The sequence below is a fragment of the Micromonospora sp. CA-240977 genome (genome assembly GCF_050942285.1).
In the GTDB taxonomy this organism is placed as follows: Bacteria; Actinomycetota; Actinomycetes; order Mycobacteriales; family Micromonosporaceae; genus Micromonospora.
Genome location: NZ_CP192055.1, coordinates 3,539,551 through 3,557,771 on the forward strand (window position 1 = coordinate 3,539,551; position 18,221 = coordinate 3,557,771).

The 18,221-nt window shown below is 73.2% G+C and carries 20 protein-coding genes; 16 read left to right on the top strand and 4 right to left on the bottom strand.

The genetic code is table 11. The features are described from left to right. Positions 1-17 precede the first annotated feature (17 nt). Both ACQPWW_RS16245 and ACQPWW_RS16250 read right to left on the bottom strand, forming a co-directional pair. Positions 18-1,175 carry a glycosyltransferase gene (locus tag ACQPWW_RS16245; protein WP_433133595.1) on the bottom strand — a complete coding sequence of 386 codons (1,158 nt, stop codon included), beginning with the start codon at positions 1,173-1,175 and terminating at the stop codon, positions 18-20. A gap of 22 nt (positions 1,176-1,197) precedes the next feature. After that, entirely contained in the window at positions 1,198-2,181 is a 984-nt protein-coding gene (locus ACQPWW_RS16250) for a glucosyl-3-phosphoglycerate synthase (RefSeq protein ID WP_433134379.1), read from the bottom strand. Between the two features lie 223 nt (positions 2,182-2,404). Here ACQPWW_RS16250 and ACQPWW_RS16255 point away from each other — a divergent pair, with 223 nt between their 5' ends. The 8 genes from ACQPWW_RS16255 (at position 2,405) to ACQPWW_RS16290 (ending at position 11,486) form a co-directional block, all read left to right on the top strand. Beyond that, positions 2,405-3,415, top strand: a complete 1,011-nt coding sequence (locus tag ACQPWW_RS16255; RefSeq protein WP_433133597.1) for a Gfo/Idh/MocA family protein — start codon at positions 2,405-2,407, stop codon at positions 3,413-3,415. Next, positions 3,408-4,496: a zinc-dependent alcohol dehydrogenase gene (locus ACQPWW_RS16260; RefSeq protein WP_433133599.1), complete on the top strand. Its 1,089-nt coding sequence runs from the start codon at positions 3,408-3,410 to the stop codon at positions 4,494-4,496. Before ACQPWW_RS16255 ends, ACQPWW_RS16260 begins: the two co-directional genes overlap by 8 nt. A 52-nt stretch (positions 4,497-4,548) precedes the next feature. Then, on the top strand, positions 4,549-6,327 hold the full coding sequence (locus ACQPWW_RS16265; protein WP_433133601.1) for an ABC transporter ATP-binding protein: 1,779 nt from the start codon (positions 4,549-4,551) through the stop codon (positions 6,325-6,327). A 74-nt stretch (positions 6,328-6,401) separates the two neighbouring features. Further along, a complete protein-coding gene (gene secA2 / locus ACQPWW_RS16270) occupies positions 6,402-8,693 on the top strand; it encodes an accessory Sec system translocase SecA2 (protein WP_433133603.1) in 2,292 nt (763 codons plus the stop codon). A gap of 182 nt (positions 8,694-8,875) precedes the next feature. Beyond that, positions 8,876-9,616: a GAF and ANTAR domain-containing protein gene (locus tag ACQPWW_RS16275; RefSeq protein WP_433133605.1), complete on the top strand. Its 741-nt coding sequence runs from the start codon at positions 8,876-8,878 to the stop codon at positions 9,614-9,616. 231 nt (positions 9,617-9,847) lie between these two features. Further along, a complete protein-coding gene (locus tag ACQPWW_RS16280; protein WP_433133607.1) occupies positions 9,848-10,339 on the top strand; it encodes a DUF2231 domain-containing protein in 492 nt (163 codons plus the stop codon). Between the two features lie 88 nt (positions 10,340-10,427). Then, complete coding sequence (locus ACQPWW_RS16285) at positions 10,428-10,622, top strand: helix-hairpin-helix domain-containing protein (protein WP_433133609.1); 195 nt, start codon at positions 10,428-10,430, stop codon at positions 10,620-10,622. 102 nt (positions 10,623-10,724) lie between these two features. Then, positions 10,725-11,486: a class I SAM-dependent methyltransferase gene (locus tag ACQPWW_RS16290; RefSeq protein WP_433133611.1), complete on the top strand. Its 762-nt coding sequence runs from the start codon at positions 10,725-10,727 to the stop codon at positions 11,484-11,486. 18 nt (positions 11,487-11,504) lie between these two features. Here the strand turns inward: ACQPWW_RS16290 and ACQPWW_RS16295 are convergent, their stop codons facing one another. Together ACQPWW_RS16295 and ACQPWW_RS16300 are read right to left on the bottom strand one after the other, a co-directional pair. After that, positions 11,505-12,455, bottom strand: a complete 951-nt coding sequence (locus ACQPWW_RS16295; protein ID WP_433133613.1) for a DUF3500 domain-containing protein — start codon at positions 12,453-12,455, stop codon at positions 11,505-11,507. A gap of 32 nt (positions 12,456-12,487) precedes the next feature. Beyond that, entirely contained in the window at positions 12,488-12,880 is a 393-nt protein-coding gene (locus ACQPWW_RS16300) for an ankyrin repeat domain-containing protein (RefSeq protein WP_433133615.1), read from the bottom strand. A gap of 63 nt (positions 12,881-12,943) precedes the next feature. Here ACQPWW_RS16300 and ACQPWW_RS16305 point away from each other — a divergent pair, with 63 nt between their 5' ends. From ACQPWW_RS16305 to ACQPWW_RS16340, 8 genes are all read left to right on the top strand, one after another. Further along, on the top strand, positions 12,944-13,321 hold the full coding sequence (locus ACQPWW_RS16305) for a signal peptidase I (RefSeq protein WP_433133617.1): 378 nt from the start codon (positions 12,944-12,946) through the stop codon (positions 13,319-13,321). A gap of 110 nt (positions 13,322-13,431) precedes the next feature. Next, complete coding sequence (locus ACQPWW_RS16310) at positions 13,432-13,887, top strand: cysteine dioxygenase (RefSeq protein ID WP_433133619.1); 456 nt, start codon at positions 13,432-13,434, stop codon at positions 13,885-13,887. 46 nt (positions 13,888-13,933) lie between these two features. Further along, complete coding sequence (locus ACQPWW_RS16315; RefSeq protein WP_433133621.1) at positions 13,934-14,422, top strand: rhodanese-like domain-containing protein; 489 nt, start codon at positions 13,934-13,936, stop codon at positions 14,420-14,422. Between the two features lie 50 nt (positions 14,423-14,472). Next, positions 14,473-15,021 (top strand): winged helix-turn-helix domain-containing protein, encoded by a 549-nt coding sequence (locus ACQPWW_RS16320; protein ID WP_433133623.1) that lies wholly within the window; start codon positions 14,473-14,475, stop codon positions 15,019-15,021. 248 nt (positions 15,022-15,269) lie between these two features. Then, the gene (locus ACQPWW_RS16325) at positions 15,270-15,875 is read left to right on the top strand and encodes a winged helix-turn-helix domain-containing protein (protein ID WP_433133624.1); all 606 of its coding nucleotides are present in this window, start codon (positions 15,270-15,272) and stop codon (positions 15,873-15,875) included. Positions 15,876-15,916: 41 nt separating this feature from the next. Next, on the top strand, positions 15,917-16,579 hold the full coding sequence (locus ACQPWW_RS16330; protein WP_433133626.1) for a uridine kinase: 663 nt from the start codon (positions 15,917-15,919) through the stop codon (positions 16,577-16,579). Between the two features lie 154 nt (positions 16,580-16,733). Continuing rightward, positions 16,734-17,132 carry a TraR/DksA family transcriptional regulator gene (locus ACQPWW_RS16335; RefSeq protein ID WP_433133628.1) on the top strand — a complete coding sequence of 133 codons (399 nt, stop codon included), beginning with the start codon at positions 16,734-16,736 and terminating at the stop codon, positions 17,130-17,132. Between the two features lie 48 nt (positions 17,133-17,180). After that, positions 17,181-18,050 (top strand): DUF72 domain-containing protein, encoded by an 870-nt coding sequence (locus ACQPWW_RS16340; protein WP_433133630.1) that lies wholly within the window; start codon positions 17,181-17,183, stop codon positions 18,048-18,050. The last annotated feature ends 171 nt before the right edge of the window (positions 18,051-18,221 follow it).

Sequence of the window (18,221 nt, forward strand, 5' to 3'; positions counted from 1 at the left end):
TCCGGCCCGGTCGTCGGTCAGGCCGGCAGCAGCGTCGGCGTGCTGGCCAGCTGGCGCACCCGGTCGTACAGCTCGACGTAGCGCCGCGCCATCACCGCGGGGGTGAACCGCTGCGCGGCGACCCGCCGGCACTCGTCGGGGTCGAGCAACTCGGCGGAGAGTACGAGGTCACCCAGCTCCTCCTCGTCGGTGGTGAGCAGCCCGGTGCGGCCGTGCTCGATCAGCTCCGGCAGGCAGCCCCGGGCGGTGGCCACCACCGGCGTGCCCAGGGCCAGCGACTCGACGACCGCCGTGCCGCCCGGCTCCTCCCAGCGCAGCGGAAACAACGACGCGCGGGCGCTGGCGAGCAGGTCGTCCCGCTCCTGACCGGCCACGGTGCCGATCCAGCGGACCAGGTCGCCGTCGACGTGGGGCGCCACCTCGTCGAGGAAGAACCGCACGTCCGGGTTCTGCCGGGCCTCGTCGCCGGCCGCGGCGAGATCGGCGGGCCGGTGGTACGGGCCGACCGGCCCCGCCAGGACCAGCGGGAACCCGACGCGGTGCGCGAGCCGGGCGCCCACGTCCTGCCCCTTGCCCGGGTTGATCCGGCCCAGGATGAGCAGGTGCTCGCCCTTCGCCGGTCGGGGCCGCCGGTCGGCGTCGACGGCGAGCGGCGTGGACAGGTGCACGTGTCCCACCGAGTGCTCCCGCAACGCCAGCGGAGCGCGGGCCAACTGCGACGCGGAGACGCCGTTGACCCGGACCCGGTCGCCGCCGTCCAGGGCGCCGTAGAGCGCCGGGTGCTTGGCCAGGTCCCAGTGCAGGGTGTGCAGGGTCGGTGGGCCGGCCGGTCCCATCGCGGCGAGGGTGGCCAGCCCGACCGCCTCCACGTGGTCGTGCACCAGGTCGATGTCGTCGCGGGAGTGCAGCTCCCGCACCACCCCGGCCAGGTGCGCCTGGGCGATCCCGCAGACCTGGTTGTACGGCCGCTGCAACGCGGCGAACTGCCCGTCGGGGAAGACCGACACCTGTTCGTCCACCGGCAGGGTGCTGCTGCCCACCGAGGCGAGCACCACCCGTACGCCGAGTCGCCGCAGCTCCGGCACCAGCGTGGCGATCACGTTCTCGATGCCGCCGTAACCCGGCGGCGGTACGGACAGCCACGGGCCGGCGTTCATCAGCACGGTCAGGCTCATCGTGCCCGTCCCTCTCTGCCGCTCACGCGGCGGCCACCCGGCGACGGGGCACCCGGTGGCGCAGCTCGGCCAGTGGTGGGCGTTCCTCGATGGACACGTCGCTGACCACGATCTCCCGGTCGAGGTTGGGCAACGTGTCGGAGCCACCGCGACGGAACTGGGTGAGCAACGCCTCCGGCACCAGCCCGGGGGTCGCCCAGCCACGCCGCTGCAGCCGGGACCAGGCGGTCAGCATGATCTGCGCGGACATCCGGCCGAGGGCCGCCGTGTCCTGGTGCCGGTGCTTGCGCTCACCGAGGTCGACCTGCGCCATCGCGTCCAGGCCGACCAGGTCGAGCAGGTCGATCATCATGGCCGTCTCCACCCCGTACCCGGAGACGAACGGCACCCGGGCCAGCACGTCCCTGCGGCCCGCGTACTCCCCGGCGAGGGGCTGCACGAAGCCGGCCAGCTCGGGCCAGAAGAGGTTGAGCAGCGGTCGGGCCATCAGCTCCGTCACCCGGCCCCCGCCGTCCTGCTCCACGCTGGCGGCGCCCACCAGTGGGCGATGATAGAAGCCCTTCACGAAATCGACCGACGGGTCGGTCAGCAGCGGGCCGAGCAGCCCGCTGACGAAGTGCGGGCGAAACTCCCGCAGGTCGGCGTCGATGAATGCCACGACGTCACCCTCGGCGGCGGCCAACCCGGCCCAGAGCGCGTCGCCCTTGCCGGTCAGCCGGGGCAGCCCCCGGGTCATCGCGTCCTGGCTGACCACCTCCGCGCCGGCGGCGCGGGCCACCTGCGCGGTCCGGTCGGTCGACCGGGAATCCACGACGATCAGCTCGTCGACCAGGGGGACCCGATCCATCAGGTGCTCCCGGATCGTCGACACGATCGCGCCGACGGTGGCCTCCTCGTTGCGGGCCGGCAGCACCACGCTGACCCGGGTCGCTCCCTTGGCACGCAGCAGCCGACGTGCCGGCCAGTCCGCCGCCGATGTCGTCCGGTAGGTGGCCCACGCCTCCACCACCGGCGACACGCTCGTTGTATCCCGCACGGGCACCCCTCCGTTCGTGCGTGGAAAAACCGAAATAGGTTGTTCCCATTCGCCATCACGCTCTAACCGCTTTCCCGGCAACAGCTTGATCACAAAGGTGACATGACCGCGTTCCCGGGGGATGAACGTTTGATTGCACACCCCCCAGGGGACTGCTCCCATCGCACATGAAAGGTCTTCGAAGGGGTGTCGAATGCGTGTATGCCGGGTGGGTCTGGTCGGAGCCGGCGGGGTGGCACAACGTCACGCGCGGGTGTTGGCCGGGTTCGATGACGTCGAGCTGGTCGCTGTCACCGACGTCACGCCGGAGGCGGCGTCCGCGCTGGTCGGGCAGCACGGCGGGCGAGCCTGCGCCGACGTCGCCGAGCTGCTGGCCACCGGTCCGGACGCGGTCTACATCTGCGTGCCGCCGTTCGCGCACGGTCCGGCCGAGGAAGCCGTTATCGACGCCGGCGTGCCGATGTTCGTGGAGAAGCCCGTATCGGTGGACCTGAACACCGCCGAGCGGATCGCCGACCTGGTCGCCCGCAGCGGGCTGCGGACCGCGGTCGGCCACCACTGGCGGTACCTGACGGTGCTCGACGAGGCCCGCGAGCTGCTCGCCGACCGTCCGGTGCGGATGGTCAGCGGCGCCTGGCTGGACAAGGTGCCCCCGGTGGCGTGGTGGTCGCGGCGGGACCGCTCCGGTGGCCCGGTGGTCGAGCAGGCCGCCCACGTGCTCGATCTGATCCGCGTGCTGGCCGGCGAGGTGACCGAGGTCACCGCGTACGGCAACGGCACGCCGCCGCCGGTCGACGGCGCCGACATCGACTCGGTGACCACCGCCTCCCTGCGCTTCGCCGACGGCGCGGTCGGCACGCTCAGCGCCGCCTGCGTGCTGGGCTGGAAGCACCGCGCCGGGTTGGAGATCCTCGCCGACGGGCTGGCCCTCGCGCTGGGCGAGGACGGTCTGTCGATCCGCGACGCCGACGGAGAACGCCACGTCCCCGCCGACCCGGACGCCGCCCGGGTGGCGGTGGACCGCGCCTTCGTCGACGCCGTGCGGGGCATCGGCGACGACATCCGCGTCCCCTACGCCGAGGCGCTGGCCACCCAACGGCTGGCCCTCGCGGTGGCCGACTCGGCCCGCACCGGAGCGACAGTGCGGCTCACCACGCCGGGCCTGCCGGCGGCCCTCGGGGCGGGGGTGACAGTCGATGCGTGACAAGGTCGTGGTGGTCACCGGTCCGGGCCGCGTGGAGCTGGTGGAGCAGGACGCCGCGCCGCTGCGCCCCGGCACGTTCCGGGTCGAGACGCTGTTCAGCGGCGTCTCGGCCGGCACCGAGCTGAGCTACGTCAAGGGCACCAACCCCTACCTCAACGTCACCTGGAACGCCGACCTGGGGCTGTTCCAACCGGGAGCGGCGAGCACGCCGTACCCGGTGACCCGGCTGGGTTACATGCAGGTCGGCCGGGTGGTGGAGAGCGACACCCCGGCCGTCGCGGTGGGCACTGTCGGCGCGATGACGTACGGGCACCGCACCGGCTGGCTGGCCGACCCGGTCGCCGAGCGGTTCGTGGCGCTGCCCGACGACCTGGACCCGCTGCTCGGCGTCTACGTCGCGCACATGGGTCCGATCTGCGCCAACGGTCTGCTGCACGCCGCCGCCGACCTGCACGGCGTCGACGTCCGCGCGCTCGGCGACGGGGTACGCGGCCGGCGGGTCGCCGTGGTGGGCGCGGGCGTGGTGGCGCTGCTGACGGCGCTGTTCGCCCGACGCCACGGCGCTGCCTCGGTGGTGGTGCTCGACCCCACCCCGCACCGCCGTCAGGTGGCCGAGGCGCTCGGTCTGGAAACCCTCGACCCGGACGCGGACGACCCGGCGGTCGTGCTCAAGACCCGTTGGGCGCACACCGCCGGCGACCGGGGCGCCGACGTGGTGTTCCAGTGCCGGGGGCAGGCGTGGGCGTTGCAGCTCGCCCTGCGGCTGCTGCGGCCCCAGGGCACCGTCATCGACCTCGCCTTCTACCAGGGCGGGGCGGACGCGGTCCGGCTCGGTGAGGAGTTCCACCACAACGGCCTGTCGCTGCGCTGCGCGCAGATCGGCCGGGTGCCGCGCGGGCTCGCCCCCAGCTGGGACCGGGAGCGGCTCTCCGCCGAAACCGTCGACCTGCTCCGGGCGTACGGGGACGTGATCCGCAAGCACCTCGTCTCCGCTGTGGTGCCGTTCGACGAGGCGCCGACCCTGCTCACCGACCTGGCCGACCGGCGCCGCCAGGAACTTCAGGTGGTGCTGTCCGCCTGACCGGACGCCGGAGCGCGCTCGCCGGGTGACAGCGCGGGCTACCGTTCCCGACATGAGCACCCTGAGCGACCGGTCGGTCGGCAGCACCCCGCAGGAGCGGCCGGTCGGGCTTGCCGCGCTGCTGCCGTACCTGCGGGAGCACGTCGGCACCCTTGTCGTGGTGGGTGTGCTGTCGCTTGTCGGCGCGGCGGCGTCGCTGGCGCAACCGCTGCTCACCCGGTCGGTGCTCGACCGGATCGGCGCCAACCAGAGCGTCACCCGGCTGGTGGTGGTGCTGGTGGTCCTCGTGGTGCTCGGCGCGGCGATCGGCGGCCTGCGCGACTACCTGCTGCAACGCACCGCCGAAGGGCTGGTGCTGGGCACCCGGCGGCGGCTGGCCGGGCACCTGCTGCGGCTGCCGATCGCCGAGTACGACCGCCGGCGCACCGGTGACCTGCTCTCCCGGGTCGGCTCGGACACCACGCTGCTGCGGGCGGTCGTCACCGCCGGGCTCTTCGAGACGGTCACCGGGGCGGTGACGGTGGTCGGCGCCGGCACCGCCATGGTGCTGCTCGACCCGCTGCTGTTCGGCATCACCCTGCTCGGGGTGGCGCTGGGGCTGGGCTTCGCGGCCACCTTCGCCCGGCGGGTCCGGGCGTTGGCCCGCACCGCCCAGGAGCGGATCGGCGAGATGACCTCGGCGGTGGAGCGGGCCATCTCGGCGGCCCGGACCATCCGGGCCAGCCGCGCCGAGACCCGGGAGGCCGAAGCCGTCGTCGACAGCGCCCGGGAGGCGTACACGGCGGGGCTGCGGGTCGCCCGGGTGCAGGCGGTCGTCGGCCCGATCGGATCGATCACCGTGCAGGGCGCGTTCCTGCTGGTCCTCGGCATCGGCGGGGCGCGGGTGGCCGCCGGGGCGATCTCCGTCGGCGACCTCGTCGCGTTCGTCATGTACCTGTTCCTGCTGGCGGTGCCGCTGGCCCAGGTGCTGCGGGCGTACACCCAGTTGCAGTCCGGTCTGGGCGCCCTGCAGCGGATCGAGGAGATCCTGGCCGTGCCGGCGGAGGGCGCGGCGGACCGGCCGGCGCCGGCCGGTGCGACGGCGACCCCGCGTGGCCGCACCCCGATGATCGAGTTCGATCGGGTGGGGTTCGGCTACCCGGGCGGCGAGCCGGTGCTGAGCGAGGTCAGCTTCGCGGTGCCCGCCGGCACCCGTACCGCGCTGGTGGGGCCCTCGGGCGCCGGCAAGTCGACGCTGCTCGCCCTCGTCGAACGCTTCTACGAGGTGAGCGCCGGGGCGGTCCGGATCGACGGCAGCGACGTGCGGGACCTGCCCCGTGACGCGCTGCGGGCCCGGCTCGGCTACGTGGAGCAGGAGGCTCCCGTGCTGGCCGGCACGCTGCGGGAGAACCTCCTGATCACCACCCCCGACGCCACCGACGACCGGCTGCGCGCCGTCCTCCGCGAGGTCAACCTGAGCCACCTGGTCGACCGCACCGCCCAGGGCCTGGACGTCCAGGTGGGCGAGGGCGGGGTGCTGCTCTCCGGGGGTGAGCGGCAGCGGCTGGCCATCGCCCGCGCGCTGCTCGCCAGCCCGCCGGTGCTGCTGCTCGACGAGCCGACGAGCAACCTCGACTCGCGCAACGAGGTCGCGCTGCGCCGCGCCATCGACGCGGTGGCCGTCCGCCGGACGTTGTTGATCGTGGCGCACCGGCTCGCCACCGTTGTCGACGCCGACCAGATCGTCGTCCTCGACGGCGGCCGGGTGGTGGCCGTCGGCACCCACGCCGAGCTGACCGCCACCGACCCGCTCTACCGGGAACTCGCCGCCCATCAGCTGCTGGTTGGCTGACACCGTCGGATCGCTGTCAACTTGCCGGCGGCCGGGCCGCGCAAGCCGGCGCGAATCGCGTACCGTTGCCGCTCATGGGTGTGTCGCAACGGTTCAAGAGCAAGTTCCGGCGGTTCCTCCAGCGCCCCGGCTCGACCGTGGATCTCGCTCCGCTGGAGAAGCTGCTGCCGGCGATCGAGGCGCGTGCGGATGAGCTGGCCGCGCTCGACGACGCCGAGTTGACCGAGGCCGCGGGTGCCGCCGTCGGCTACGAGGAGATCTGCGCCGTCGGCCGCGAGGCCGCCCGCCGTGGCCTCGACCAGCGGCCGTACGACGTGCAGCTGCTCGGCGCGATGTCGCTGCTGTCCGGCAAGGTCGCCGAGATGGCCACCGGTGAGGGCAAGACGCTGACCGCCACGATCGCCGCGTACGGGCACGTCCGGCTCGGCAACGGGCCGGTGCACGTGCTCACCATCAACGACTACCTGGCCCGCCGCGACGCCCAGTGGATGGAGCCGGTCTACACCCTGCTCGGCCTCACCGTGGGCTGGGTCAACGAGGCCTCCACCCCGCAGGAGCGGCGCGACGCGTACGCCTGCGACGTCACCTACGTCTCGGTCAGCGAGGCGGGCTTCGACTACCTGCGCGACCAGCTGGTCACCGACGTCGAGGACCGGGTGCAGCCGCCGTTGAGCACCGCGATCGTCGACGAGGCCGACTCGATCATGATCGACGAGGCGCGGGTGCCGATGGTCCTCGCCGGCGCGGTGCCGGGCGAGCAGGACCCGGTGCACGCCGCCGCCGCGCTGGTCCGGGGGCTGCGCAAGGGCAAGCACTACACGGTCGCCGAGGACGGGCGCAGCGTGGCGTTCACCGCCGCCGGCCTGGCCGCCGTCGAGGCCAAGCTCGGCATCGACCTGTACGACGAGGAGCACGTCGCCCAGCTCTCCGCGGTCCACGTGGCGCTGCACGCGCACGCCCTGCTCAACCGTGACGTGGATTACATCGTCCGGGACGGTTCGGTCGAGCTGGTCGACGAGATGCGCGGCCGGGTGGCCCAGCGCCGCCGCTGGCCGGACGGGCTCCAGGCGGCGGTCGAGGCCAAGGAGGGTCTGGACGCCACCGCCGAGGGCGAGGTGCTCGGCACGATCGCCATGCAGGCGTACATCGCGCTCTACCCGAAGGTCTGCGGGATGACCGCCACGGCGGTGCTTGTCGGCGACCAGTTGCGGGAGTTCTTCGACCTCGAGGTCGCGGTGATCCCGCCGAACACCCCGTGCATCCGCGAGGACGAGCCGGACCGCATCTACGCCACCCGGGCGGAGCGGGACGAGGCGCTGATCGACGAGATCCAGCGCTGGCACGCCAAGGGACGACCGATGCTGATCGGCACGCTGGACGTCAAGGAGTCCGAGGGGCTCGCCGCCGGGCTCAACGCGGCCGGGGTGCCCTGCGTGGTGCTGAACGCCAAGAACGACGACGAGGAAGCGGCGATCATCGCCGAGGCCGGCGCGTACGGCGCGGTGACGGTCTCCACCCAGATGGCCGGTCGGGGCGTCGACATCCGGCTCGGCGGCAGCGACCAGAGCGACCAGGAGCGGGTCGCCGAGTTGGGCGGGCTCTACGTGATCGGCAGCGGCCGGCACGACAGCCGCCGGGTGGACGACCAGCTGCGTGGTCGGGCCGGGCGGCAGGGCGACCCGGGCGGTTCCGTCTTCCTCGTCAGCCTGGAGGACGACCTGGTGGTCCGGCACGCCGCCGACTCGGTGCCGGCGTCGCCACGGATGAACGCCGACGGCCTGGTCACCGACGAGCAGGTGGACTACGCGGTGGAGCACGCCCAGCGGGTCGCCGAGGGCGTCAACCACGAGATCCACCGCAACACCTGGCGCTACAGCGTGGTGATCGAGCAGCAGCGCAAGGCCCTCGCCGCGCGCCGGGAGCGGCTGCTGACCAGCGACGTGGCAGCGGTCATGCTGCTGGAGAAGGCGCCGGAGAAGGCCAGCGAGATGGACGAGGACCTGCTGGCCCGGGTGGCCCGGTCGATCGCGCTCTACCACCTGGACCGGCTCTGGGCCGAGCACCTGGCCGAGTTGTCGGAGGTCCGCGAGGGCGTGCACCTGCGCGCGCTGGGCCGGCTCGACCCGCTTGACGAGTTCCACCGGGCCGCCGTGCCGGCGTTCAACGACCTCATCCCGGAGATCGAGGCCCGCACCATCGCCACCTTCAACGAGACCGAATTCGATGAGGACTGGCAGCCCGACGACGGCACCCTGGTCCGGCCCACCGCCACCTGGACGTACCTCGTGCACGACAACCCGTTCGGTTCGGAACTCGACCGGCTGATCGCCTCGATCGGTCGACGGCTCAGCGGCGCCTCGCGCTGACGTATGCAAGTCGGGGCCCCGGCCACCCTGATCCCCGGGTGGCCGGGGCCCTGATTGCGCCGTTTCGACCCGGCTTTCGCAGGGTAGTAGGGCTGGTCGGTCAAGTCGGGAAGAGAGCAGACGATGACACAGGTGACGATGCCCGCTGGGCAGGCGCGAGGGTGTACGGAGGCTGCGAACCGGTGAACCTCGACACGCGGGAACCGGCGGTGCAGAGTCTCGGCGTCCTGGAAACGGCAGCCCTGTTGCGGGAACTGACCGCCGGCTTGATCGCGCTGACCGATTTCGATGAGGCGTTGCTGGCGCTGGTCCGGGTCACCCGGGACGCGGTGGCCGGCGTGCGCTGGTGCGGGTTCACCGCCCTGCGCGCCGGCGAACCGGCCGGCGTGGCCGCCTCGGACGGGCGGCTGGCCGGCCTGGACGACCTGCGGCACGGGCCGGACTCGCCGGCGATGAGCGCGATCCGCCGCCGCGAGATGATCCTCGCCGTCGACCTGGCCGGTGAGCCGCGCTGGCCGGTCTGGACGGCCCGCGCCCGCGACCTCGGCGTACACGGGGTGATCTCCGCCCCGGTCGACATCGACGACCAGGTGATCGGGGCGATCAACCTCTACGCCGGTTCGCCGGACGTCCTGACCCCCCAACACCAGTTGACAGCGATGCTGCTCGCCGAGCACGCCGGCCTGCTCCTGGCCGCCGTCCGCGACCGCGGCCGACAAACCGCTCTGGCCGGGGAACGGGACGCCTCGCTGCTCCAGGAGGGGGTGGTGGGCCAGGCCGTCGGCGTGATCATGACCCAGCGCGGGTGCCCACCGGTCGAGGCCCTGGAGGTGCTGCGGGCCGCCGCGACGTCGTTGGACATCCCGCTTCGCGAGGTGGCCGAGCGACTGGTCCGGACGGTCTCCCGCCAGCGCGACACCTGACCGCGGCGCCGCCGGCTGATTGACTCGGGTTTCTTGACATCGCGGTGTCCGGGGCTCGGCGATGACCCGACTTCCCGGAACGCGAGTCGATCAGCCGCCAGGCGGCCCGGCGCGGTCGCCACGGGTGCCCGTTCTCCCTGCCAGCGGCGAGTCGGGCGGCATCGTTTCACGGTGACCGGGCTCGGGTAGCACCCTTGGTCAGGTGAGGTGCGCCGACCCGGGGGAGGACCGATGCAGAGCCGACTGCGGGTGCGGGGCCACCCGATCCAACCGATGCTTGTGACGTTCCCGCTCGGGCTCTTCGTGAGCGCCGCCGTCTTCGACCTCACCGACGTCGCCGGCGGGCCGGCGTTCCTGGGTGAGGTCGGCTACTGGACGGCAGTCGCCGCCCTCGTCGCCGCCGCGATGACCGCGGTGGCCGGCATGGTCGACCTGTGGGACGTGCCGGGTGACCGCACCCGCCGCACCGCTGTCGCCTTCAACCTGGTCAACACCGTGATGGCCGCCATGTTCCTCCTCACCTGCCTGGTCCGGTCGAACTCCCCGCAGCGTGGCGCGTCGGTCGCGATCCTGATCACCGAGCTGGTCGCGCTGGCCGTCGGTGGGGTCGGCGTTCACCTGGGGGCCCGGCTGATGCGCCAGTTCGACACCGGCCGGGCCGAGACCGGTGGCCTGGAGACGCTCGCCGGCTCCACTGTCGAAATGTCCCGCCCCCGGTCCTGATCCGACCGCGCCTGCCGCGCCAACCGGGCCGTCGCCGATCCGGCAGCCAGGCCGGCGCCGGGACGGCCGGGCCGCCTATCATCCGCGCATGACCTCGGATCTGGACAGCCTGCCGAAGATCGGCGCGCCCGCGACGCGCGCCCTGCACGGCGCCGGCTACACCACCCTGCGCCAACTCGCCGGCGTCCCCCGGTCGGATCTGGCGAGGCTGCACGGCATGGGGCCGAAGGCGCTCGGAATCCTCCAGGCCGCCCTCGAAGAGCACCACCTGGGGCTCGGCTGAGATCTGCGAGGTGTCCCTGCCGGCACCGCCGACCACCCGCGGCGTACCGGTCCGCGGCAAATGGGTTGCCGGCCGCGCTGCCGGCCGGCGAGGCTGATCGCCGTGAACGCCACTGATGACGCCGAGCAGTTGATCGCTCAGGGCGCTGCCGCGCCGGTCGACGGCTGGGGTTTCGGCTGGCTCGCCGGCCGCGCCACCGAGGAGCGCCCACCCTGGGGGTACGCGCGGCTGGTCGCGGACCGGATGGCGCGCGCCGACGCGGCGCTGGACGTGGACACCGGTGGTGGGGAGGTGCTCGCCGAGGTGCCACGTCCACCGAGGCTGTTGGCGGCCACCGAGGGCTGGCCGCCGAACGTCGCTGTCGCCCGGCGGACCCTGCGGCGGGTGGGCGCGACGGTGGTGGCGGTCGCGCAGAACGGACCGTTGCCGTTCCGCGACGCCTCGTTCGATCTGGTGGTCAGTCGGCACCCGGTGCGCACCGACTGGGCGCAGACCGCGCGGGTGCTGCGGCCGGGCGGCACGTTCCTGTCGCAGCAGATCGGGGCGGGCACCATGCGGGAGCTGAGTGAGGCGATCCTCGGTCCGCTGCCGCCGCCGAGCGAGCGGCACCCCGAGCACGCGGTGGCCGCCGCCGAGGCCGCCGGTCTGCGGGTGGTCGAGCTGCGACGGGCCACCCTGCGCGCCACCTTCGCCGATGTCGGGGCGGTGGTCTGGTTTCTGCGCAAGGTGATCTGGACGGTGCCCGGGTTCACCGTCGACCGCTACCGCGACCAACTGCGCGCCCTGCACCACCGGATCGCCAGCGAGGGCCCGTTCGTGGCCCACGCCCAGCGTTTCCTCGTCGAGGCCACCCGCCCCCGGTGACGGGGGCCCGTCGACGCCTCAGTGTCGGTGGGCCTGGTGGTGGGTGGCCAGGATGTCGGCGCCGAAGTCGCTGGCGGGGCGGCGCAGCACTGTGTGCGCGTGGTTGCCGTCCGCCGTGGTGTTGTCGTACTCGATCAGCAGGTCGTCGCCCTGTACGCGGTAGTAGTGCCGCTGCCCGGGGTGGGTGGGGCCGGCCCAGGCGAAGTGCAGCGGGCCGGCGTCCAGGCGGGCCGCCTCGCGGATGGCCAGTTCGGGTGGCAGCCGGTCCAGGTAGACCGCGACGACCTGGTCGAGCAACGCGCGGCCGGTCGGCCCCAGCCGGTCCGCCGGGACGCCGAGCGGCTCCAACGGCCCGTCGACCCGCCCGCGGGTGGCGCTGATGATGTCCGCCGGGGCCTCGTCGGCGATGATCGCGGCGCCCCGCTCGGCCGGCCCCAGGGCGTCGAGCAGCGCACGGGCCAGGTCCTCCTCCACGCCCAGCGGGCGGGAGACCGGGCGGCCGGCGTACCGGACCGCCGCCGGGTTGGCGCCGAAGAAGATCGGCGCGGGGGAGACCTGGTCACCCACCACCGTCATGTTGACCGACAGGTGGTGCCCTTCGAGTCGCCACGCCCAGCGGTCGTCACGCGCCGGATCGCCGAAGACGGCCACCCAGTAGTCACCGCTGTGCCGCCCACGCTGCCAGTCCTCGGCCCGGTCCAGCACCTCCTCCAGCGAGATGATCGCCATCGCCTGCGCGTACGCCGAGGGGCTGAGCGCGGTGGCCAGCAGCCGGTGCGCGGCCTTGCGGCCGGCGACGTCGAGCTCGGCGAGGCAGACGCCGGGTCGGGGTCGGGGCCGGTATTCCAGCCAGCGTCGGGCCGACTCGTCGTCGAAGGGGTGCACGGCGCTGTCGCGGGCCGCGGGGTCGAGCGCGGCCAGCAGCGCGGTGCTGGCGGTGCGCATCTGCTCGGGCAGAGGATCTTCCACCGACCCTGTATACCGGCCGGTCGGCGTCGGTGTCAGCCGGCGCGCAGCAGCCGCGTCATTTCGGGCAGGTCGAAGAACGCCGCGGTGTCCAGGGCCGACGGGTTACCGTGGGCCGGGTCGGCGCCGGCGGCGAGGAGCGCGCGGACCGCCTCGGCGCTGCTGCGGAAGACCGCGGCGGCCAGCGCGGTCTGACCGCGGTCGTTGGCCCGGGAGTGGTCGGCGCCCCGACCGAGCAGGGCGGCCACCGTGTCGGGGTGGGAGTGGTACGCGGCCAGGATCAGCAGCGTGTCGCCCTTGTCGTTTGTGAGGTTGACGGGCAGGCCGGCGTCGAGCTGCGCGGCAAGCTCCTCGGTGGAGCCGGCCCGGGCCAGGTCGAACATCCGGTGCGCGAACGCCAGCGTCTCGGCGTCGAGGTGGTCGGTCACCGGTCCAGGTTAGTCGTCGCGGTCCTGATAGGTTGCTCGGCCGGCGCGCTGGGGGAGGGTCCGATGGCCGAGACGGTGTACGTGGGCAACGCGGGTGTCGACGGTGCCGCCGACGCCGGTTGGCTGCTGGGGCACTTCGTGCCGCCGGGGGAGATCCGGCACAGCACCGAGGTCGAGGTGAAGTGGGGCGTGCATCCGCCCGGGCAGACCCGGTCGCGGTGGGCCACCGGAGAGCGGCGTACCACACTGCTGGTTCTCGTCGAGGGGTGTTTCCGGGTGGAGCTTCCGGACCGGACGGTACGGCTGGCGACACCGGGCGACTACGTGGTGTGGGCCCGGGGGGTGGACCATTCCTGGTTCGCCGAGCGCGCGTCGGTGGTGCTGACCGTGCGGTGGCCCTCGCTGCCGGGCTACCGGGTGGACCCGCCGGTGCTGCGCTGATCGTCGCGGGTGGAGCCGGCGTCCCACCAGGCGGTATTACCTACTAAACCTATAGGCTTTGCCGTCTAGAGTACGAGGGCACCCCGCCGAACGACCCGCGAGGAACCGCCATGACGCACCACCGCCCGGAGCCCGACCTGCGCACCGTCGCCGCCCGGTGGGCCGACCCGGCCGGCTGGCCGGTCGCGCTGCGCTTCGACAGCGCCGAGCGCTGGTACGCGCGCCTCGACGCCGGCGACGACCACGAGGTGTGGGCCCTGAGCTGGCTGCCCGGGCAGGGCACCGACCTGCACGACCACGGCGGCTCCGCCGGAGCGTTCCGGGTCGTCGACGGCACGCTCACCGAGGAGACGGTCAGCGCCGGTCGACTGCGCCCACGGCTGCTGCCCGCCGGCGCCGGTCGTCGCTTCGGCCCCCGGCACGTCCACCGGGTGACCAACCGGGGGTCGGTGCCGGCGGTCAGCGTGCACGTCTACCGGCCGGCGCTGCTGCGGATGACCCGCTACCACCTCGTCGACGGACGACTGCGGGTCGCCGAGGTCGCCGAGGCCGGCCGGTCCTGGTGAGCGCCGGCCAGCCACGATCCCTACCTGTCAGCGGAAGGAACACCTCATGCAGCTAACCGCCGAGCACTGCCCGGCCCCCGTGCCGCCGCCGGGCTCTCGGGGCATCGACGAGATCCTGGGCGCCGCGCGCGCCCGCCTCGACCGGCTGGACCCGGAGCGGGCGCACCTGGCGTACCGGGCCGGGGCGCTGCTTGTCGACATCCGGCCGGCCGCGCAGCGGGCCGCGCACGGCATGGTGCCGGGCTCGCTCGTGGTCGAGCGCAACGTGCTGGAGTGGCGCTTCGACCCGCGCTGTCCGGCCCGCCTGCCGCAGGCGGTCGACTACGACGTGCCGGTGGTGATCCTCTGCCAGGAGGGCTACACCTCGTCGCTGGCCGCCGCCGCCCTCCAGGACATCGGCCTGCGCCGGGCCACCGACGTGGCGGGTGGGTTCGCCGCCTGGCGGATCGCCGGTCTGCCGGCCCTCGGCCCGACCCCGCTGCACCGCGCCACCCCACTCGCGCCCCCGGTCGACACCGGGCGGACGCGCCACTGACCGTCACGCCGTACCCGGCGTGGTGGGCGTACCGCCACTCAGGAGGCACCATGTCCGTCGTCGCCATCCCCACCCGCCGTCACCCCGGGGTGCGCCCCGCGCGGCCGCGCACCGGGCCGACACTGACCATCACCCTCGACCTCGTTCCCGGGCCGCTGAGTCCCCGGCTGGCCCGGCTGGTGCAGTTGCTCGGCGAACTGGCCGAGTCGGGGGAGGGCCAGCTGCGTACCGTCGAGAACGTCGCCTCGGGGCCGCGACCGGCCCCGAGCCCCGCCGTCGCCGAGGCGTCCGTCGCCGCGGACCACGTCCACATCCTGGCCGGCTCACGGCTGGTCCGCCGCGACGGCCGGGTCGTCCCGCTGACCCGCATCGAGTACGAGCTGCTGCTGTTCCTGGCCGAGCGGCCACGCCGGGTCTTCACTCGCCTGCAGTTGTTGTCCGGCGTGTGGGGCTACGAGCACGCGGTGGCCCGGACCGTGGACGTGCACGTCCGCCGGCTGCGCGCCAAACTGCCCGGACCCGAGCTGATCACCACGGTCTACGGGGTCGGCTACCGGCTGGCCGACGAGGCGCGGATCAGCGTGGACCACAACCGCTGAACCCCGCTCCGGCCCTCCGCCGAACGTCCGGTTGAACAGGACGGGGACCCCCGTATCGGGGCATCCCGCGGGCTCTGCTGTAATCATCTGACTTCACACGCAGAGCGAGCACCTGGCTCCGATGTGTAAGTCAATTGTCACAGTCATGCAACGCGGCCGCCTCTTGACCCTCGCCCAAGCGCCGGGAAACATCGATGAAGCGGCGTCCCGGGCCGTGGGGAGATACCCGGATCAGCCCAAGGAGGACCATGTCGGTCAGCCCTGCCTCGTCGCGCGCCGGATGGCATACGTCCCAACCTCCGGTGCCCGGTCGACCTCCCGGCGGCCAGCGTCGCCCGGCGAACACCGCCGCGCCCGTGCTCACCGTGACACTGTCCATCCCGCTGGCCTGTGAGGAGTCGCTGACCCCGGCCGCACGTCGGTTGCTCGAAGCCGCCCGCGAGATGGTGGAGCGGGGCGAGGGCGTGATCATCGGGGCCGTCCCGGCCGAGCGCCGCCCCGACCAGGCCTCCACCAACCGGTCGTCGACCCGGGCGCTCAGCCCGACCATCCCGGCCCTGCACATCCTCGCGTCGTCCCGCTCGGTGCTGCGCGACGACGAGCCGCTGCCGCTGACCCGGCTGGAGTTCGACCTGCTGTTGCACCTGGTCGCCCACCCCCGCCGGGTGTTCACCCGGCTGCAACTGCTCAACGCCGTGTGGGGTTACGAGCACGCCGGCGTACGCACCGTTGACGTGCACGTGCGTCGACTGCGCGGCAAGGTCGGCGTGGACGTACCCCTTGTCACCACCGTCTACGGCGTGGGCTACCGGTTGGCCGACGACGCCCGGGTCACCATCGACCGCACCGGCTGACCGGCGTCACCCATCCGCCCGGCGCGGGGCAGGATGGTCCGGTGCGCATCCGCCCCATCTCGCCCGACCTGCTCGTCGACGAGCTGACCGGCCGGCTGGCCGACGCCGCGACACGCGCCGCGACCGATCCCGCCGGGCCCGCGCGGCTGCGGGTGGCGGTGGACGGCGCCGCCGCCGCCGGCGTCGACGACCTGGCCGCCGCGCTCGTCGACCCGCTGCGCGCCCAGGGCCGCCCGGTGCTGCACGTCCGCGCCACCGACTTCCTCCGCCCTGCGTCGCTGCGCTTCGAGCTGGGCCGCACCAACCCGGACTCCTTCTACGAGAACTGGGTCGACGAGGCCGGGCTCCGCCGTGAGGTGCTCGACCCGGCCGGTCCGGGCGGCACCGGTCGGCTGCTCCCGTCGCTCTGGGACGCCGACGCCGACCGGGCCAGCCGCGCCCGTTACGTCCACCTGCCGCCCGGGGGCGTCGTCCTGGTCAGCGGCCCGCTGCTACTCGGCGGTGGTCTGCCCTTCGACGTCACCGTCCACCTGCAGTTGTCCTCGGCGGCGCTGCGCCGCCGCACCGAAACCGCTCAGGAGTGGGCGCTGCCGGCCTTCGACAGGTACGCCGAGGAGGTCGTCCCGGCGAGCTTCGCCGACGTGGTGGTGCGGGCCGACGACCCCCGCCATCCCGCGCTCGTGGAGCCCGGCGGCGACGCCTGAAAGTCGTCGGTTTGCTCGGCCCGTCCGGCGGGTACTCGCCCGGCTCACAGAGCGCGGGTGATGGCCCGCGTACCGAACGCGACAGTGCGACCGGGCTCGATGCCGCCGGCACCCGGTTCACCGTGAGCCACATGCCCAGGAAAGGCAGGCAGCGATGCTCGTCCACGACACGGTCGGCGCGACCCGTCCCCAGACGGAGATCGACCAGATCCGGCTCTCCCTCCAGGCGCGCTACGACGAGCTGACCGCCGAGTACGACCAGGCCGTGCTCCAGAGCCAGGTGCTGCGGCTGGTGGAGGTCGGCGACACCGCCGGCGACGACCAGGCCGACAGCGGCACCAAGACCGCCGAGCGGGACACCGCCCAGTCGCTGTTGCGCACCATCCTCGACCGCCGCGCCCAGTACGAGCACGCCCTCGGCCGGCTTGAGGAGGGCACCTACGGCTGGTGCGAGGGGTGCTCGGCGGCGATCCCGGTGGAGCGGCTGGAGATCTTCCCGGCTGCGACCACCTGTGTGTCCTGCAAGCAGACCCGTGAACGGCGGGCGGCCTGAGCGACGCCAGCGGTTGCCGGTCGGTCCACAACGCGATGGACTGCACCCATGGGTGACATCCTGGTGGGCACCGCGTCCTGGACCGACCGCACCCTGCTGGACTCGGGCTGGTATCCGCAGACCGCTGACACACCGGAGAAGCGGCTTGCCTACTACGCCCGGAAGTTCCCGCTCGTCGAGGTGGACGCCACCTACTACTCCCCGCCGGCCGAGGCGACAGCGCGGCTGTGGGCCGAGCGCACCCCGGACGGCTTCACCTTCAACATCAAGGCGTTCAGCCTGCTGACCGGGCATCCCACCCGGGTCAGCGCGCTCTACAAGGACCTGCGGCCGGAGACCGACAAGAAGAACGTCTACCCCGACGACCTGCCCGCGCAGGCGTACGAGGAGGTCTGGACGCGGTTCCTGTCCGCGCTGGACCCGCTTGTCGAGGCCGGCAAGCTGGGCGCGCTGCTGTTCCAGTTCCCGCCCTGGTTCACCATCAAGCGGGCCAACAAGCAGTACCTGCTGGAGGTGGCGAAGCGCTGCGCGCCGCTGCGCCCGGTCTACGAGTTCCGGCACGCCTCCTGGTTCGACGGCGACAACGCCGACGAGACCCTGGCCTTCCTGCGCGAGCACAAACTGCCGTACGTCTGCGTGGACATGCCGCAGGGCCACCGCTCGTCGCTGCCCCCGGTCCTGGCCGCCACCGCGGACCTCGCGGTGGTGCGGTTCCACGGCCACAGCGACAAGTGGACGAGCAAGGACATCCACGAGAAGTTCGGCTACCACTACTCGAAACGGGAGTTGGCCGACTGGGCGCCGAAGCTGCGCGAGCTGGCCGAACAGGCGGGGCAGACGCACGTGCTCATGAACAACTGCTACCGCGACTACGCGCAGACCAACGCGACGACGCTGATCGGCCTGCTGAACAGGTAAATGCTCCCGATCCGCCGTGTTGGGCGTCTGGCATGTAGCTCCAAGTCCGATAAACGGTAGGGCGTTGCTGGTGGGCCTGTTCGTTCTCGCCGGCCGCGAGGAAGCGTGACGGGTGGGCACACCGGCGGTACGGTCGGTGACGGCGGCCCGTCGAGGTAGCGACCGGCGAAG

What these genes read in the sequence shown, in the direction of transcription:
- ACQPWW_RS16245 (WP_433133595.1), bottom strand. Translation starts at nt 1,175, where the DNA reads ATGAGCCTGACCGTGCTGATGAACGCCGGCCCGTGGCTGTCCGTACCG.
- ACQPWW_RS16255 (WP_433133597.1), top strand. Translation starts at nt 2,405, where the DNA reads ATGCGTGTATGCCGGGTGGGTCTGGTCGGAGCCGGCGGGGTGGCACAA.
- ACQPWW_RS16260 (WP_433133599.1), top strand. Translation starts at nt 3,408, where the DNA reads ATGCGTGACAAGGTCGTGGTGGTCACCGGTCCGGGCCGCGTGGAGCTG.
- ACQPWW_RS16265 (WP_433133601.1), top strand. Translation starts at nt 4,549, where the DNA reads ATGAGCACCCTGAGCGACCGGTCGGTCGGCAGCACCCCGCAGGAGCGG.
- secA2 (WP_433133603.1), top strand. Translation starts at nt 6,402, where the DNA reads ATGGGTGTGTCGCAACGGTTCAAGAGCAAGTTCCGGCGGTTCCTCCAG.
- ACQPWW_RS16280 (WP_433133607.1), top strand. Translation starts at nt 9,848, where the DNA reads ATGCAGAGCCGACTGCGGGTGCGGGGCCACCCGATCCAACCGATGCTT.
- ACQPWW_RS16285 (WP_433133609.1), top strand. Translation starts at nt 10,428, where the DNA reads ATGACCTCGGATCTGGACAGCCTGCCGAAGATCGGCGCGCCCGCGACG.
- ACQPWW_RS16305 (WP_433133617.1), top strand. Translation starts at nt 12,944, where the DNA reads ATGGCCGAGACGGTGTACGTGGGCAACGCGGGTGTCGACGGTGCCGCC.
- ACQPWW_RS16310 (WP_433133619.1), top strand. Translation starts at nt 13,432, where the DNA reads ATGACGCACCACCGCCCGGAGCCCGACCTGCGCACCGTCGCCGCCCGG.
- ACQPWW_RS16315 (WP_433133621.1), top strand. Translation starts at nt 13,934, where the DNA reads ATGCAGCTAACCGCCGAGCACTGCCCGGCCCCCGTGCCGCCGCCGGGC.
- ACQPWW_RS16320 (WP_433133623.1), top strand. Translation starts at nt 14,473, where the DNA reads ATGTCCGTCGTCGCCATCCCCACCCGCCGTCACCCCGGGGTGCGCCCC.
- ACQPWW_RS16325 (WP_433133624.1), top strand. Translation starts at nt 15,270, where the DNA reads ATGTCGGTCAGCCCTGCCTCGTCGCGCGCCGGATGGCATACGTCCCAA.
- ACQPWW_RS16335 (WP_433133628.1), top strand. Translation starts at nt 16,734, where the DNA reads ATGCTCGTCCACGACACGGTCGGCGCGACCCGTCCCCAGACGGAGATC.
- ACQPWW_RS16340 (WP_433133630.1), top strand. Translation starts at nt 17,181, where the DNA reads ATGGGTGACATCCTGGTGGGCACCGCGTCCTGGACCGACCGCACCCTG.